At 62.3% G+C, this 17467-nt stretch carries 13 protein-coding genes and 1 other RNA gene; 8 read left to right on the forward strand and 6 right to left on the reverse strand.

Annotation, left to right across the window (positions count from 1 at the left end; translation table 11 throughout):
• Window positions 1-492: 492 nt before the first annotated feature.
• The 6 genes from ACFPTO_RS06645 to ompA form a co-directional block, all read right to left on the reverse strand.
• The gene (locus ACFPTO_RS06645) at window positions 493-1257 is read right to left on the reverse strand and encodes a TIGR04255 family protein (protein ID WP_377710296.1); all 765 of its coding nucleotides are present in this window, start codon (window positions 1255-1257) and stop codon (window positions 493-495) included.
• Window positions 1258-1828: 571 nt separating this feature from the next.
• Window positions 1829-3073, reverse strand: a complete 1245-nt coding sequence (locus tag ACFPTO_RS06650; RefSeq protein ID WP_377710297.1) for a tyrosine-type recombinase/integrase — start codon at window positions 3071-3073, stop codon at window positions 1829-1831.
• Window positions 3074-3236: 163 nt separating this feature from the next.
• Window positions 3237-3605: a transfer-messenger RNA gene (gene ssrA, locus ACFPTO_RS06655) on the reverse strand.
• An 87-nt stretch (window positions 3606-3692) separates the two neighbouring features.
• Window positions 3693-4424 (reverse strand): phosphoglycolate phosphatase, encoded by a 732-nt coding sequence (gene gph, locus ACFPTO_RS06660; protein WP_377710552.1) that lies wholly within the window; start codon window positions 4422-4424, stop codon window positions 3693-3695.
• Window positions 4425-4462: 38 nt separating this feature from the next.
• Window positions 4463-5161, reverse strand: coding sequence for a bifunctional 2-polyprenyl-6-hydroxyphenol methylase/3-demethylubiquinol 3-O-methyltransferase UbiG (ubiG, locus tag ACFPTO_RS06665; protein WP_377710299.1), 699 nt, complete (start codon window positions 5159-5161; stop codon window positions 4463-4465).
• A gap of 193 nt (window positions 5162-5354) precedes the next feature.
• Window positions 5355-6002: an outer membrane protein OmpA gene (ompA, locus tag ACFPTO_RS06670; protein ID WP_377710301.1), complete on the reverse strand. Its 648-nt coding sequence runs from the start codon at window positions 6000-6002 to the stop codon at window positions 5355-5357.
• 550 nt (window positions 6003-6552) lie between these two features.
• Between ompA and gyrA the strand changes: the two genes are divergently transcribed.
• The 8 genes from gyrA to rpsA all read left to right on the forward strand — a co-directional run bounded on the left by gyrA (window position 6553) and on the right by rpsA (window position 17462).
• Window positions 6553-9171, forward strand: a complete 2619-nt coding sequence (gyrA, locus tag ACFPTO_RS06675; protein ID WP_377710303.1) for a DNA gyrase subunit A — start codon at window positions 6553-6555, stop codon at window positions 9169-9171.
• A 172-nt stretch (window positions 9172-9343) separates the two neighbouring features.
• Window positions 9344-9949: a DUF2059 domain-containing protein gene (locus tag ACFPTO_RS06680; RefSeq protein ID WP_377710305.1), complete on the forward strand. Its 606-nt coding sequence runs from the start codon at window positions 9344-9346 to the stop codon at window positions 9947-9949.
• Between the two features lie 218 nt (window positions 9950-10167).
• Window positions 10168-11250 (forward strand): 3-phosphoserine/phosphohydroxythreonine transaminase, encoded by a 1083-nt coding sequence (gene serC, locus ACFPTO_RS06685; RefSeq protein ID WP_377710307.1) that lies wholly within the window; start codon window positions 10168-10170, stop codon window positions 11248-11250.
• 76 nt (window positions 11251-11326) lie between these two features.
• A complete protein-coding gene (pheA, locus tag ACFPTO_RS06690; RefSeq protein ID WP_377710309.1) occupies window positions 11327-12409 on the forward strand; it encodes a prephenate dehydratase in 1083 nt (360 codons plus the stop codon).
• Between the two features lie 122 nt (window positions 12410-12531).
• Window positions 12532-13470: a prephenate dehydrogenase gene (locus tag ACFPTO_RS06695; RefSeq protein ID WP_377710554.1), complete on the forward strand. Its 939-nt coding sequence runs from the start codon at window positions 12532-12534 to the stop codon at window positions 13468-13470.
• Window positions 13471-13508: 38 nt separating this feature from the next.
• Window positions 13509-14813 carry a 3-phosphoshikimate 1-carboxyvinyltransferase gene (gene aroA, locus ACFPTO_RS06700; RefSeq protein ID WP_377710310.1) on the forward strand — a complete coding sequence of 435 codons (1305 nt, stop codon included), beginning with the start codon at window positions 13509-13511 and terminating at the stop codon, window positions 14811-14813.
• A 19-nt stretch (window positions 14814-14832) separates the two neighbouring features.
• Window positions 14833-15567, forward strand: a complete 735-nt coding sequence (gene cmk, locus ACFPTO_RS06705; protein ID WP_377710311.1) for a (d)CMP kinase — start codon at window positions 14833-14835, stop codon at window positions 15565-15567.
• 164 nt (window positions 15568-15731) lie between these two features.
• The gene (gene rpsA, locus ACFPTO_RS06710) at window positions 15732-17462 is read left to right on the forward strand and encodes a 30S ribosomal protein S1 (protein ID WP_377710312.1); all 1731 of its coding nucleotides are present in this window, start codon (window positions 15732-15734) and stop codon (window positions 17460-17462) included.
• Window positions 17463-17467 lie beyond the last annotated feature (5 nt).

Below are 17467 nucleotides of genomic sequence, written 5' to 3' on the forward strand. Positions count from 1 at the left end.
TTATCTTTTCCATTGCCAAGCTGAGGTCCGATAGATGCGATCCGTCAAAGACATGCTCAGCGTTGTATAAGGGTGCAACCAACACTGAAAGTAGTCGAGTGTTTTGAGTCGCTTTCCCCCTGTTCCCGGAGTCCTGTTCTAGATCGCAATCTTGGGTAAGAACGATCACCAACGGGAATACAATCTTACTGACTTCAATTACACCGTCCTTTTCGGCCACGTATTCAATACATTCGATGTCGCGAAAAATGTCACCTTGCGATATTCGCTTCCGACGCGCGCGATTGACCAGGATCTTACTCACGCGAGATCCTCCCTCTGATTACAACTCGCCTCGGCTTCCCAAGGCCATATCGCTGTTCTTCGCTAGACATAACCGACGTTTGGTCGACAGATGTCGTGGTCGCTCTCTCAACAGGGGCCGTACTAGCTTGGGACACAGCTGCTCTCGGGGATGCCGCCGTCACCGCGGTACTCGATCCGCCGCTGTAGTCACTGCTGAACGGGTCGCGCATCCATTTTCTCCCGCAGTCTTTCAGTAATACTCCGCTCGAAAAGTTCTTGTATGTGACCGTGAGCGGCATCCATGTTCGCAAGAACATCACGCAGAGAGTGAGCCTGGCTTACATACGCATCGAAATCGAGCACATAAAATGGACGCTTAATACTTGCGGGGAAGTCTGGATTGGGTAAACCGTGCTGAAACCGGACAGCCACATCGTCGTAGTTGAGCTCCGCGATATTAATCAGCCGGGCAATCGGCTCGTCTTTGCGAAAAAAAGCTCGGGCGGCAAGGATGCTATCTGAGAAGTAACCAGCCCAATCCGTAGCATCAGGGAGGTCAACCTCGATTTGATTGATGTACCGTAGTCCAAAACGCGCCACAATCGTATCGGGAAAACACTTCTCCAAGGCTTCCACCGCCGCACCGAAGTGCTGCTTGGTTTCTTCATACGACGAGTACGCCGAATAGTTGACGAACATCGCGGCGGGAGACAGCGTCAATTGCCGTCCTCGGTCTTTCGAAAAAAAAGTCCACTGCTCGACGGTCGCCTGCTTCGTCTGCACTGACCCCTCGTTGATGATCACTTGATGGCTTTGAAGTTGCTGCGGAGGTTCAACAATACTGAAATGCTCCACAATTGAATTTACGAGCTTAGGCGGAACCGCCTTCCCAATCGGTAACGGTGACGCAAAGTCGATCTTCGCGATTACCTGTGCTAGAAAGGATTTTCGGTAGCAGGTATCTTCGTACATACGTATCTCGTAGGTTCCGTTAAGTGTTTTCGCTCAAGCACCGTAGGCTGCTTGAATACATCCGTAATACAAGCAAAGGAATCGCGGTGGTAAGGCGCCCCAAAGACGCGTTACTGCACACTAGACCTCCATCGTAATTGCCTCACGGCTTGGCGCGAGGACACGCCCCAAGGCCACATTTGTTTGGCAGCCTGGCACATAAATCAATCAGGGTATTCTAGCTGACCCTAGAGCATCTCAAGGTGCCGCGTATGCTACCTCCATATTGAACAGCTCAAGCCTGGCAACGGTTTCCGGTCCGGTGGGCCATGTTGAAGCGGTATGAGTCTTCGGGTTGAGCAGGGTCGAAGAATCGCGCCCCTAACGGCGGTGCGCCGGGACCGGCGCGTGGGCGATCTTTCTGTGTTGGTCCTGTCGCGAGGTGCTGCCCCTCCGGGTGGGGGGCGAATCGCTAGGGCAAACCCGCGAGTGATCGCCGGGTTGACCAGATTTTTACCGCCGCGAAATTGGGGAGCCGGTATCTAGCCCGGCAATAAAGCAACAGACCTGTCCGCGACGCCCGCGCAAGGCACTATTGTGCCGACGCAATCGGGATAACCTGCGCGCCTGCCTTGAGTTGATCGAGGTAGTCCGCCCAGCGCTGCATCATGTCCCGGCGTTGGGGCAGGTAGGCGGTGCGGATATATGCGCGCCCGAGCGGGTCTTTCACTGCGTGCGCGAGTTGGGCTTCAATGATAGCCGCTGGTATGCCTAGCACCTCATCGAGAATCGTCCGGGCCATCGCCCGGAAGCCGTGGCCGGTCATCGTGGCCCCATCGTACCCGAGTCGCCGTAGCGCGCCGTTGACCGTATTGTCCGACATGGGCCTGTCTTTCGTGCGGACGCTCGGGAACAAGAACTGACCGGAGCCGGTGAGCGCTTGTAATTCGCGCAGAATGATGACGGTCTGAGACGAAAGCGGGACGATGTGCGCACCGCCGGCCGCCTTACCTTGCTTGGTGCGCTTCATGCGCTCGCCCGGAATCTCCCACGTGCCCGTGTCTAGATCAAACTCGGCCCATTCGGCGGCGCGCAACTCCCCAGGGCGCTGGAAGAGCAGCGGGGCGAGGCGTAGCGCGCACGATACAGGGAACGTTCCCTGATAGCCATCGATCGCGCGTAGCAATTCAGCAACCTGCTTCGGGTCGGTGATAGCCGCCATGTGTTCCGTTTGCACCGGCGGGAGCGCGCCGCGAAGGTCGGTGGTAACGTCGCGCTGGGCGCGGCCGGTGGCTACGGCATAGCGGCACGCTTGGCCGATATTGGCATGGAGTCGGTGGGCGGTTTCGATCGCGCCGCGTTTCTCGACCCGGCGCAATACATCGAGAACGTCAGGCGGGGCAAGATCGGAGATAGGTTTGCCGCCAATCCAAGGGAACGCGTCGACTTCGAGCCGACGCAGGATACGATCTTTGTGGCCGTCCGACCAAGAGGGCGTGTACTTGGCGTGCCATTCGCGGGCGATGGCTTCGAACGAATTCTCGGCATTGAGGCGCTGTGTACGTTTTTGCGCCTTCTTTGCTTCTCCGGGATCGACGCCCGCCGCCAGCTTTTCGCGCGCCTCGTCGCGCTTCTTGCGTGCCGCCGCCAGCGACACATCGGGATACACGCCGAGCGCGAGCGTTTTGTCTTTCCCGTTAAAGCGGTAGTTCATTCGCCAGTATTTCGCCCCTGACTGGGCGATTTGGAGGTACATGCGCCCGCCGTCCGACAGGCGGTTCCCTGTGCCGTCCGGGTTGTACCGGGCATTCCTGATTTGGGTGTCGGTAAGCGGCATGGTGGTATCGGTCGCGGTGGCGCAGTGTGATGCCACCAAAAATACCACCTGATACCACCGGCTGTCCACGGATCAACCCGGATCGCCAAGGAAAGAAAAAACCCGCGAAGCCTTGAGCTATCGCGGGTTTCTGTGCTTCCGGGGAACATCTCGGAAGGGTATCTGGTGGAGCCGGCGGGAATCGAACCCGCGTCCAAAGGCAGTCCACACCCAGTTCTACATGCGTAGTTCTGTCATTTGATTTAACCGCAGCGACGCGGACGAACACGCTGCACTACGGCGATTCACTAGATTTTCGACTTTGGCGTCGTGACGCCGACAAAGCTTAACTGACGTAAATGACCTCTGGCGGTATTGCTACCGGTCTTGCGACGCTGACCCGTCAGTGAGCCAGGCAGAGGACGGCGGCCTTAGGCTGCCAGTGCGAACGTATCGTCGTTTGCAGTTACGTTTTTCCCATTGATTAACGAGGTGACGGGTCCTCGGCATGCCCTGACTGCTTCATAACCCCTGTCGAAACCAGGTCGGCCCCAGAGAGGAAGTAACAATTATCCCACACAACGCCAGATGAGGCGAACCACGCCCGTTTCAAGGGCGCGTGGCGTGTCGTCGATGGCAATTACGCCGCTGGCGGCCCCTTGCGGACGTTGCCAAGCAGCGCGAGCAGCGTTGTCGTTGTGTCCGCCACGAAGTGCGCGTTCCACTGTGACGGCGGTATGTCGTTGCCGCAGTAGCCGTAGGCGGCTGCGATCGTCGCCATGCCGGCGGCGTCGCCCGCCTGAACGTCGCGCAAGTCGTCACCCACGTACACCGCGCGCTGCGGATGGACGCCAAGCACCTGCGCCGCATGGAGCAGCGGCGCGGGATGCGGCTTCGAGTAGGGCGTGGTGTCGCCGCTGACGACGCAGGCTGCACGCGTGTCGAGGTGCATGAGCGCGACGAGCGGATCGGTGAGCCGCGCGACCTTGTTCGTCACGATGCCCCAGCGCACGCCGCGTGCGTCGAGGTCGTCGAGGACGGCGTCGATGCCGGGAAAGAGCGCCGTCTCGATACGCAGGTTGGCGGCGTAATTGGCGAGAAACTCCTCGCGCAGCGCAGCGAATTCGGCATGATCGGGACCGATCCCGAACGCGCCGCCGATCAGTCCCCGCGCACCTGCCGAGGCGAGCGGACGCAGCCGCTCAATCGGCGCGGGCGCAAGACCGCGCGCGTGACGCATCTGGTTCACGGCGGCGGCGAGGTCGGGCGCCGTGTCGGCAAGCGTGCCGTCAAAATCGAACAGCACGGCTTCGCATGCGCCGAGCGCTGCGCCGTCATCGGCCGCAGCCGGGACTTTCGTGGATGAATTCATGTCGGACGTGAAGTCGCTGAAGTCGTGCAACATGCGCCTCAGGCTTCGCGCTGGCAGGCGACCATGTAATTGACGCTGGAATCGTTTGAGAGCGCATAGCGCCGCGTGAGCGGGTTGTACGTGACGCCCCTGATCTCGGCGAGGCTCAGCCCGGCCTGGCGAACGAACCCGGCCAGCTCGGACGGGCGGATGAAGCGCGCGTAATCGTGCGTGCCCTTGGGCAGCATCTGCGCGACGTATTCGGCGGCGATCACCGCGAGCATATAGGACTTCACGTTGCGGTTGAGCGTCGAGAAGAACACCCAGCCGCCCGGCTTGACGAGCGTGGCGCACGCAGCGACGACACCGGCCGGATCTGGCACGTGTTCGAGCATTTCCATGCAGGTCACGACGTCGAACGACGCCGGTTCGCGTGCGGCGAGCGGTTCGGCGGAAATCTCCTCGTAGTCGACGGTCACGCCGCTTTCGAGGCTATGCAGATCAGCGACGCCGAGCGCCTCGGGCGACAGGTCGATACCTTTGACGTTCGCGCCGAGTCCGGCCATCGACTCGGACAGGATGCCGCCGCCGCAGCCCACGTCGAGCACGCGCTTGCCAGCGAGATGCGCGTAGCTGTCGATCCAGTTCAGGCGTGTCGGGTTCAGTTCGTGAAGCGGCTTGAATTCTGCGTTCGGATCCCACCAGCGATGAGCGAGATCGCTGAATTTTTGCAGTTCATGGGGATCGGCGTTCGTCATGTTGTAAGACCTGAGGCGCGGTTGCGGGTGGAGGAAAGCTTCAGTATATAGGGGCCGGGCAGGCTCGCAAAATGGCGCCCTTTGCCGCCGCTCCCCCGGCTGCTTCTTGATGCCCCGGCGCAGGAGGAAAAAGCAGGGCGAAAAAAAACCCCGCCGAAGCGGGGCTTTGATACTTTCAGTCGCGGCTCGCGAATTACTGCTTCTGGGTGCCGACGACTTCGACTTCCACGCGGCGATCCGGTGCGAGGCAGGAGATGAGAGCCTTGCGGTTCTTCTGGTTGCAGCCCGTCGTAACCGGCTGGCGCTTGCCCTTGCCTTCCGTGTAGATACGGTCGGCCGGAACGCCCTTGCTGACCAGGTATGCCTTCACGGCTTGTGCGCGACGCAGCGACAGACGGTCGTTGTAGGCGGTCGAGCCGATACGGTCGGTGTGGCCCGTTGCGACGACGACTTCGAGGTTCAGTGCCTGGATCTTGCCTGCCAGTTCGTCCAGCTTTTCCTTGCCGGCCGGCTTCAGGATGGCCTTGTCGAAATCGAACAGGGCGTCAGCTTGATACGTGATCTTCTGGCTGGTGATGGCCGGTGCCGGTGCCGGTGCGACCGGCGGTTGCGGTGCCTGGGCGACCAGTGCGCCATCGCACTTGGCGTTGGCGGTGGCCGGCGTCCAGAATGCACCGCGCCAGCAAAGCTCGTTCGTGCCGTTCATCCACACGTATTCGCCGGTACCATTCACCCAGTTGTCGTTGACGGCTTGTCGCGACGCCGGCACCGATTGTGCCGAGGCGGATGCAGCCATAACTGCGGTAGCTGCAATGAACGCGAGCTTTGAAAGTTTATTCATATTTCTCCTCTCGAATTTGAGATTACCGCAGGTTTACTGCGAGCCATGTGACGAAGACAAGTCATACATTGCTCGAAGTATAACATCGGCGCGTTATCGGTTACGTGTTGTGTAGACTTCGAGCCGTGTCTAACACTGACTTTGCGTTCGCATTTTGCCATATCGTTCCCGTCCGACGATAAAAAAAATCTGCCCCTTTCTTCGGGGTGAGTCGAATGTGGTACACCCGCAACAAAAAGTTCCCGCGGCATACCCTGGGCACGACGGCGGTCACAGTTTCCTGCAATAGACGGTGTGCTGTTGCCCGCTTGTTCACTCTGCGGTCGCTCTGTTGCGCTGCTATTCCCCTTCTGCGTTCATTCAGCGCGTTTTTGAGCGGTTCCTTGCGGTGCCTGCTAATAGGTATACGTAGGGCGCGGCCGGGGGTGCCGCGCATGGTAGAATCGCGTGATGCGCTGCGTCCGCGGCGTCCATGCGACAGCATGGGCGCGCCGCGGTGCCAGTCGGGATTTCCCGACTGCACCGGGCGTGCCTGTATACGACATCGATAATGGATCAATTCGCCAAAGAGACTCTGCCTATCTCTCTCGAGGAGGAAATGCGCCGCTCGTATCTCGATTACGCGATGAGCGTGATCGTCGGGCGGGCGCTTCCGGATGTTCGCGACGGCTTGAAGCCCGTGCACCGGCGCGTGCTCTACGCGATGCACGAGCTGAACAACGACTGGAACCGTGCCTACAAGAAGTCGGCGCGTATCGTCGGCGACGTCATCGGTAAATACCACCCCCACGGCGACACCGCTGTCTACGACACGATCGTCCGCATGGCGCAGGATTTCTCGCTGCGCTACATGCTGGTGGACGGGCAGGGCAACTTCGGCTCGATCGACGGCGACAACGCCGCGGCCATGCGATACACCGAAATCCGCATGGCGAAGATCGGCCACGAGCTGCTTGCCGATATCGACAAGGAAACCGTCGACTTCGGGCCGAACTACGACGGCAGCGAAAACGAGCCCCAAATCCTGCCGGCGCGCATCCCGAACCTGCTGATCAACGGCTCGTCGGGCATCGCGGTCGGCATGGCCACGAACATCCCGCCCCACAACCTCGGTGAAGTCGTCGATGCCTGCCAGCATCTGCTCAAGAACCCGCACGCTTCCATCGACGAGCTGATCGAGATCATTCCGGCCCCGGATTTCCCCACCGCCGGCATCATCTACGGCGTCGCTGGCGTGCGCGACGGCTACCGCACCGGCCGCGGCCGTGTCGTGATGCGCGCGGCCACGCACTTCGAAGAGATCGACCGTGGCCAGCGCATGGCGATCATCGTCGACGAGCTGCCGTATCAGGTGAACAAGCGTTCGCTGCTCGAGCGCATCGCCGAACTGGTCAACGAGAAGAAGCTCGAAGGCATTTCGGACATCCGCGACGAATCCGACAAGAGCGGCATGCGCGTCGTGATCGAACTCAAGCGCGGCGAAGTGCCCGAGGTCATCCTCAACAATCTGTACAAGGCGACGCAGCTGCAGGACACGTTCGGCATGAACATGGTCGCGCTGGTGGACAACCAGCCGAAGCTGCTGAACCTGAAGGAAATGCTCGACCATTTCCTGTCGCATCGCCGCGAAGTGCTCACGCGGCGCACCGTGTACGAACTGCGCAAGGCGCGCGAACGCGGGCATGTGCTCGAAGGTCTCGCGGTTGCGCTCGCGAACATCGACGAGTTCATCGCGATCATCAAGGCCGCGCCCACGCCGCCGATCGCGAAGCAGGAGTTGATGAACCACGCGTGGGATTCGTCGCTCGTACGCGAGATGCTCGCGCGCGCCGAAGCCGAGAACGCGGCTGCCGGCGGGCGCGAAGCCTATCGTCCGGAAGGCCTCAATCCGCTCTTCGGCATGCAGGGCGACGGCCTCTACCGTCTGTCCGACACCCAGGCACAGGAAATCCTGCAGATGCGTCTGCAGCGCCTGACCGGTCTGGAGCAGGACAAGATCATCGGCGAGTACCGCGACGTGATGGCGCAGATTGCCGACCTGCTGGACATCCTTGCGCGCCCCGAGCGCGTAACGGAGATGATCTCCGGCGAACTCACCGCGATCAAGAGCGAATTCGGCGATGAGCGCCGCTCGAAGATCGAGCTGAACGCGACCGAACTGAACACCGAGGACCTGATCACGCCGCAGGACATGGTCGTCACCATGTCGCACTCGGGTTACGTGAAATCGCAGCCGTTGTCCGAATATCGCGCCCAGAAGCGCGGAGGTCGCGGCAAACAGGCGACGTCGATGAAGGAGGACGACTGGATCGACACGCTCTTCATCGCCAATACCCACGACCATATCCTGTGCTTCTCGAACCGCGGGCGCGTGTACTGGGTGAAGGTGTATGAGGTGCCGCAAGGTTCACGCAACTCGCGCGGCCGTCCGATCGTCAATATGTTCCCGCTGCAGGACGGCGAAAAGATCACGGTTGTGCTGCCGGTGAAGGAATTCTCGGCGGACAAGTTCGTCTTCATGGCGACCGCGCTCGGAACGGTCAAAAAGACGCCGCTTGAAGCCTTCAGCCGCCCGATGCGCAAGGGTATTATCGCGGTCGGTCTCGACGACGGCGATTACCTGATTGGCGCGGCCATCACCGACGGCCAGCACGACGTCATGCTGTTCTCCGATGCGGGCAAGGCCGTGCGCTTCGACGAAAACGATGTGCGTCCGATGGGCCGCGAGGCACGCGGCGTGCGCGGCATGCAACTCGACGATGCGCAGCAGGTCATAGCGCTGCTCGTTGCAGGCGATGAGCAGCAGTCGGTGCTCACCGCAACCGAGAACGGATACGGCAAGCGCACGCCGATCACCGAGTACACGCGTCATGGGCGCGGTACGAAGGGGATGATCGCGATCCAGACGTCCGAGCGTAACGGCAAGGTTGTCGCGGCGACGCTCGTCGACTCCGAAGCCCAGATCATGCTGATTACGACAACGGGTGTGCTGATCCGCACGCGCGTGTCGGAAATCCGCGAAATGGGACGTGCGACACAAGGTGTTACACTCATCAGCCTTGACGAGGGCACGAAGCTTTCCGGTCTGCAACAGGTCGCGGAGGCCGACGCGGAAGGCGAGGCGGGCGACGTCGAACCGGGTGAGGGCGAGGGCGAGAATCAGCTGTAATTCGTCAGCAGTAAATCGCCAGCAGTCAATCATACGGGCGGTCCGCGCGAGCGGGCCAGCCAGTGCAGGAAAGTCCTGAATGGCGCGAGGCGGAACCGGTTGCGGGCGAACGACGCACCGCACGGTCCGCAGCGCGGGCAGTTCGACTAATTTCTCTAATAAGGGAGTAATGATGCAAAAACGATTCAAGCAGGTTTTGTTGCTGGCCGCTCTCGTGCCGACGTTTGCAATGGCCCAGGCGCTCCAGTCCCCGGCGCCCGCGCAAGCTCCGGCCGCTGCCGCAGCACCGATCGATTCGGCCAAGCAAGCCGCGATCAAGGACCTGCTCGACGCGATCGACGCCCAGAAGCTCGTCGGCGCAATCGGTAACAGCGCACAGATGCAGGCCAAGCAGCTCGTTCCGGCGATCCTGTCGGACGCACTGTCCGAAAACAAGACGATGACGGACAAGCAGAAGCAGGCTTCCGTCCCGTCGCTGCAAAAGAATGCAGTGCCGAAGCTGGTTGACCAGGCAGGCCAGGTCTTCGCGACCGACGCGTTCCGCCAGGACGCGATGACGGCGCAGTACGAAGCCTATGCAAAGTACTACAGCACGCAGGAAATCAAGGACCTGACCACGTTCTACCGCAGCCCGACCGGCCGCAAGTTCATCCAGGTGCAAGATCAAGTCGGCCGTGACGTCGTGAGCGGTCTGATGCAGAAGTACATGCCGCAATCGATCAAGGCAACGCGCGACCAGGCCGACAAGGAAGTCGCCGCGGTCAAGCCGGCCAAGTAATCGGTCGAAGAAAGGCGCGCGAGTCCCGGTCGAACGGCTTCAGGAATCGATCAGGGATCGAAAAGCGCGCGCCTTTGCTAGCTGGGGGCTGCGTTGGCGGGTTCCCGGTGACAGTGCGATAATGGCCGTTTGCGCGTGAGCGCAGACGGCCATTTTCTTTTTCGGGCGCGGTTTTCGGCCTTTTTTGCCGCCGCGCCTGCCTCGGGGATCTCATTACGATGCGCGTGTTCAACTTCTCCGCCGGACCTGCGGCGCTGCCCGAAGAGGTGCTGCGCCAGGCCGCCGACGAAATGCTCGACTGGCACGGCAGCGGGATGGGCGTGATGGAAATGAGCCATCGCGGCCCCGAATTCATGCAGATCCACAGCGAAGCGCTGCTCGACCTGCGCGACTTGCTGCAGGTTCCGGCGAGCCACCACATCCTGTTTTTGCAGGGCGGCGGCATCGGCGAGAACGCCATCGTCCCGCTCAACCTGTTCGGCACGAAGCCGCGCGCGGACTTCGTCGTGACCGGCTCGTGGTCGCAGAAGTCGCAGAAAGAAGCGCTCAAGTACGGCGCGGCCCATATCGCAGCGACGGGCCGCACGGGCGCCGGTTTCACGCATTCGCCGCCGAACAGCGAGTGGCAGCTCTCCGACGATCCCGCCTACGTGCATCTGTGCACGAACGAAACGATCGACGGCGTCGAGACATTCGAAATCCCCGACCTCGGCGATATTCCGCTCGTCGCGGATGCTTCGTCGCACATCCTTTCGCGTCCGATGGACATCGCCAAGTACGGCGTGCTCTACGGCGGCGCGCAGAAGAACATCGGCATGGCCGGCGTCACGGTCGTGATCGTGCGCGAAGACCTGCTCGACCGCGCGATGCCGATCTGCCCGTCCGCATTCGAATGGAAGACGGTTGCCGCGAACAACTCCATGTTCAACACGCCGCCCACCTACGCGATCTACATCGCCGGGCTCGTGTTCAAGTGGATCAAGCGCCAGGGCGGCCTGGCCGCCATGGAAGCGCGCAACATCGAAAAAGCGAAGCTGCTCTACGACACGATCGACGCGAGCGGCTTCTACATCAATAAGGTGGAGCGCCGCGCGCGCTCGCGGATGAACGTACCGTTCTTCCTCGCCGACGAAACACGTAACGAAGATTTCCTCGCCGGCGCGAAGGCGCGCGGGCTGTTGCAGCTGAAGGGCCACAAGTCCGTCGGCGGCATGCGGGCGTCGATTTACAACGCGGTGCCGCTCGAGGCAGTGAAAGCACTGGTCGAGTACATGAAGGAATTCGAAGCAAAGCACGCATGAGTCCCCGGGTGGTCCACCGGGTTGGCCGCATCAGGCGCTGGCGTGCGCGCATCCTTTCATCTTGCCGGTTTCACGCATGGACGACGAACTCAATTCAAAACTCAAGCCGCTGCGCGAGCGCATCGACGCGATCGATGCGCAGCTGATCGCACTGCTGAACCAGCGTGCGGCGGTCGCGCTCGAAGTGGGCGAGGTCAAGAAGCACTACAACGCACCCGTGTTTCGCCCCGAGCGCGAGCTGCAGGTCATCGCACGCCTGCAGGACATGAGCGACGGGCCGCTCGGCAACGATCACATCAGCGCGATCTGGCGCGAGATCATGGCCGCGAGCCGCTCGCTCGAAAAGACCATTACGACGGCCTATCTCGGCCCGGTCGGCACGTATAGCGAAGAGGCGATGCACGCGTACTTCGGTCAGACGATCGAAGGGCTGCCGTGCCCGTCGATCGACGAAGTGTTTCGCTCGGTTGAGGCAGGCGCTGCCGAATTCGGCGTCGTGCCGGTCGAGAATTCGGCCGAAGGCGCGGTGTCGCGCACGCTTGATCTGTTCCTTGAGATGCAACTCGCCATCGGCGGCGAAATCGCGCTGCCGATCCAGCACAATCTGATGACGCAAAGCGGCACGCTCAAGGGCGTCACGCGCGTGTGCGCGCACCCGCATGCGCTTGCGCAGTGCCAGCACTGGCTTACCGCGAATGCGCCGCAGCTCGAGCGCCAGGCCGTGGCGAGCAACGCCGAGGCCGCGCGTATGGCTGCGGCCGATTCGTCCGTTGCCGCCATTGCAGGCGAGCGCGCAGCCGCGCACTACGGTCTGCAGATCGCGAACGCACTGATTCAGGACGATCCGCACAACCGCACGCGCTTCGTGATCATCGGCAAGCAACTCGCGGGCGTGACGGGGCACGACCAGACGTCGATGATCGTTTCGGTGAAGAACGAGCCGGGCGCCGTCTACAAGCTGCTGGAGCCGCTCGCGCGCCACGGCGTGTCGATGACGCGCTTCGAGTCGCGTCCGGCGCGCGTTGGAACGTGGGAGTACTACTTCTACATCGATTTCGAAGGCCATCGCGACGATCCCGCCGTGGCCGCTGCGCTCGATGACCTCGGCAAGAAGGCCGCGTATCTGAAGATCCTGGGATCGTATCCGCGCCTGCGCTAAGGCTGCGTGTGACGATCGCTCTGCCTTAATAAACCGCGCCGTTTGTAGTGGCGTCGTAGTGGCGTCTGTAGCGGCGCTCGAAGGCTCGCTCGCGACGATGTGATCGCGGCGTATGTTTCCCAATTTCCGGTGATGTCGTGAGCGCGTTTCCCTTTAATAAACTGGTGATTTTCGGCGTCGGCCTGATCGGCGGATCGCTTGCGCTCAGCCTGCGCGAGCGCGGCGCGACGGGCCGCGTGATCGGCGTCGGGCGGCATGCGCATGCCGTCGAGCGCGCGCTCGAACTGGGCGTGATCGACGTGGCGACGACGCTCGCCGACGAAGCGGCGCTGGCCGACGCGCTCAAGGGCGCCGATATCGTGCTGCTCGCCGCACCCGTTGCGCAGACGCGCACGCTGCTCGAACGTATCGTGCCGTACCTCGAAGCGCAGACGCTCGTGACCGACGCGGGCAGCACGAAGAGCGACGTGATCGACGCCGCGCGCGCGGCGCTCGGTGCGCGCATCGCGCAGTTCGTGCCCGGGCATCCGATCGCGGGCCGGGAATCGAGCGGCATCGAGGCCGCGCTGCCCGACCTCTACGTCGGCCGCAACGTCGTGCTGTGCCCGCTCCCGGAGAACGCACCGCAAGCGGTCGAGCGCATCGCTGCCATGTGGCGCGCGGCCGGCGCCGTGACCGGCACGATGAGTGCCGCGCAGCACGACCGCGTGTTCGCGGCGGTGAGCCATCTGCCGCACGTGCTGTCGTTCGCGCTCGTCGATCAGATTCTTGCGTCGCCGGATGCCGAACTCAAATTCTCGTTTGCGGCGGGCGGTTTTCGCGATTTCACCCGCATCGCCGCGTCGAGTCCCGAAATGTGGCGCGACGTGTGCCTCGCGAACCGCACCGCGCTGCTCGCCGAACTCGACGCCTACACTGGAGAGCTTGTGAAGCTGCGCGCGGCCATCGACACCGGTGACGGCGCCGCGCTCGAAGCACTGTTCGCGCGCTCGCGCGAGGCCCGCACCGCGTGGCAGGAGCGCGGCGGCAGGCGGGTCGCCGACGCATCCCCCGACAAATAAGCGAAATAAGCGCCCGACCGAATTCTCAGGACTAGCTCATGGACTACCTCGATCTCGGACCGTTCTCCCGTGCCTCCGGCACGATCTATCTGCCCGGCTCGAAGAGCATCTCGAACCGCGTGCTGCTGCTTGCGGCGCTGGCCGAAGGTGAGACGACGATCACGAATCTGCTCGACTCCGACGACACGCGCGTCATGCACGATGCGCTCGAAACGCTTGGCGTGAAGCTCAAGCGCGAAGGCGAGACCTGCGTCGTGCAGGGCACGCGCGGCGCCTTCCAGGCACGGCGCGCGGATCTCTTCCTTGGCAACGCGGGCACGGCGGTGCGCCCGCTGACGGCGGCGCTCGCGGTCAATGGCGGCGACTACCGCATCTTCGGCGTGCCGCGCATGCACGAGCGGCCCATCGGGGACCTCGTGGACGGGCTGCGCCAGATCGGCGCGTCGATCGACTACGAGGAAAACGAGGGTTATCCGCCGCTGCGTATCCGTCCGGCGCAGGTCTCGGTCGACGGGCCGATCCGCGTGCGCGGCGACGTGTCGAGCCAGTTCCTCACCGCGCTCCTGATGACGCTGCCGCTCGTGCGCGCGAAGGACGGCGTGAGCGTCGTCGAGGTGGACGGCGAGCTGATCTCGAAGCCCTACATCGATATCACCATCAAGCTCATGGAGCGCTTCGGCGTGAAGGTCGAGCGCCCCGGCACGCATCGCTTCGAAGTGCCGGCGGGCGTGCGCTACCAGTCGCCGGGCGAGATCATGGTCGAGGGCGACGCGTCGTCGGCGTCCTATTTCCTCGCTGCGGGCGCGCTTGGCGGCGGGCCTTTGCGTGTCGTGGGCGTGGGCCGCACGAGCATCCAGGGCGACATTGGTTTCGCCGACGCGCTCGGCCGCATGGGCGCCAACGTCACGATGTCCGACGACTGGATCGAGGTGCGCGGCATCGGCAACGACCACGGCAAGCTCAATCCGGTCGACATGGACTTCAACCTGATTCCCGATGCGGCGATGACGATTGCCGTGGCCGCGCTCTTCGCCGACGGCGCCACGACGCTGCGCAACATCGCGAGCTGGCGTGTGAAGGAAACCGACCGCATCGCCGCGATGGCGAAGGAGCTGCGCAAGGTCGGCGCCGACGTGCAGGAGGGCGAGGACTATCTGATCGTGCGCCCGCCCGCGCGCCTCACGCCGAACGCCGCGATCGACACCTACGACGACCACCGCATGGCGATGTGCTTTTCGCTCGTGAGCCTCGGCGGCGTGCCGGTGCGGATCAACGATCCGAAGTGCGTCGGCAAGACGTTCCCCGATTATTTCGAGCGGTTCCTCACGCTCGCGCAACCCTGAGCCCGGCCCTGACGTCAGCATGAAATCGTCCCGCCCCTTTTATCCCGTTCCCGTCATCGCCATCGACGGCCCGACCGCGTCCGGCAAGGGCACGGTGGCCACGCTGGTCGCCGCGCATCTCGGCTTTCACCTGCTCGACAGCGGCGCGCTCTACCGGCTGTCGGCGCTCGCGAGCGTGCGGTACGCGATTGCGCCCGACGATGCCGACGGCCTGGCCAAACTCGTCGACGATCTGCACATCACGTTCCGTGAAGGGCTCGCGCAGCTCGACGGCGCGGATGTATCGAGCGAAATCCGCGAGGAGGCGATCGGCAACCGGGCTTCGATGATCGCGGCGCATCCGCCCGTGCGCGCGGCGCTGGTGGCGCGCCAGCGGGCGTTTCGCAAGCTGCCCGGGCTCGTTGCGGACGGCCGCGACATGGGCACGGTGATCTTCCCGGACGCCGTCCTGAAGGTGTTTCTGACGGCCAGCGTCGAGGCACGTGCGGCCCGCCGGTATAAGCAATTGATCCAGAAGGGATTTTCTGCTAATATGGATGACTTACTCCGGGATTTGCGTGAGCGCGATGCACGCGACAGCAACCGCGCTGCCGCGCCGCTTAAGCCCGCGGAGGGTGCGATGCTACTCGATACCTCGGCGCTGTCCATCGACCAGGCGGTCGAACAGGTCGTGCAATGGTATCGGGTACATGCGGGAGTACATGAAAGGGCCCATGAGGCCCAACATGGACAAGCGTCGCGTCATCACGACTAGTTTCAGTTGTAGCAGCAGTAGTAGTGGTGCTCCGCGTGAGCGGAGCGTGTGTTAAACCCTTTAACCCCGTATGGTTTTTGCATTCGTGCCGCGAACTGGTGTTCCGGCATCGGCGTGAAACCGGTCAGGATGGCCGGTGAGCAGTAAGACGCCGGGCAAGATCCATGCAAATTCAGATTTCTATGTCCGACCTGCAAACCTCTACCCCGAATACCGAATCTTTCGCGGCTCTGTTCGAAGAGTCGCTGACCCGCCAGGACATGCGCGCCGGCGAAGTCATCTCCGCTGAAGTCGTGCGCGTCGACCACAACTTCGTGGTCGTCAACGCTGGCCTGAAGTCCGAGGCCTATATTCCCATCGAGGAATTCCTGAACGACCAGGGCGAGGTTGAGGTTCAGTCGGGCGATTTCGTTTCCGTCGCGATCGACGCGCTGGAAAACGGCTATGGCGACACGATCCTGTCGCGCGACAAGGCCAAGCGCCTTGCTTCGTGGCTGTCGCTGGAAAAGGCTCTCGACAACAACGAACTCGTGACCGGCACGATCACGGGCAAGGTCAAGGGCGGCATGACCGTCATGGTCAACGGCATCCGCGCGTTCCTGCCGGGTTCGCTCGTCGACACGCGCCCGGTCAAGGACACGACGCCGTACGAAGGCAAGACCCTCGAATTCCGCGTCATCAAGCTCGACCGCAAGCGTAACAACGTCGTGCTGTCGCGCCGCGCAGTGATCGAAGCCACGCAGGGCGAAGAGCGCGCGAAGCTGCTCGAGACGCTCAAGGAAGGCGCGATCGTCAACGGCGTGGTCAAGAACATCACCGACTACGGCGCGTTCGTCGACCTCGGCGGCATCGACGGTCTGCTGCACATCACCGACATCGCATGGCGTCGCGTGCGTCACCCGAGCGAAGTTCTCTCGGTTGGCCAGGAAGTCACCGCGAAGATCCTCAAGTTCGACCAGGAAAAGAACCGCGTCTCGCTCGGCATCAAGCAACTGGGCGACGATCCGTGGGAAGGCATCTCGCGCCGCTACCCGTCGGGCACGCGCCTGTTCGGCAAGGTCACGAACATCACCGACTACGGCGCGTTCGTCGAAGTCGAGTCGGGCATCGAAGGCCTCGTCCACGTTTCGGAAATGGACTGGACCAACAAGAACGTTGCTCCGTCGAAGGTTGTCCAGCTGGGCGACGAAGTCGAAGTCATGGTCCTCGAGATCGACGAAGACCGCCGCCGTATCAGCCTCGGCATGAAGCAGTGCAAGCCGAATCCGTGGGATGACTTCAGCCGCAACTTCAAGAAGGGCGACAAGATCCAGGGCGCAATCAAGTCGATCACCGACTTCGGCGTGTTCATCGGTCTGCCCGGCGGCATCGACGGTCTCGTCCACCTGTCAGACCTGTCGTGGAGCGAAACCGGCGAAGAAGCCGTGCGCAAGTACAAGAAGGGCGACGAAGTCGAGGCAGTGGTGCTCGGTATCGACGTCGAGAAGGAACGCATTTCGCTCGGTATCAAGCAGCTCGAAGGCGACCCGTTCAGCAACTTCGTTGCTGTCAACGACAAGGGTTCGACCGTCGACGGTATCGTCAAGTCGGTCGACGCCAAGGGCGCTGTGATCACGCTGAACGCCGATGTCGAAGGCTACCTGCGTGCTTCGGAAATCGCTCAGGACCGCGTGGAAGACGCCCGCAACGTGCTGAAGGAAGGCGACAAGGTCAACGCGATGATCATCAACATCGATCGCAAGTCGCGTGGCATCAACCTGTCGATCAAGGCGAAGGATTCGGCCGAGCAGCAAGAAGCGATGCGCAGCATGTCGGCTGATTCGAACGCAGCAGCAAGCGGCACGACGAACCTCGGCGCGCTGCTGAAGGCCAAGCTCGACGGCCAGAACCAGTAAGCCTC

It is taken from the genome of Paraburkholderia denitrificans, from assembly GCF_042655705.1.
GTDB lineage: Bacteria > Pseudomonadota > Gammaproteobacteria > Burkholderiales > Burkholderiaceae > Paraburkholderia > Paraburkholderia denitrificans.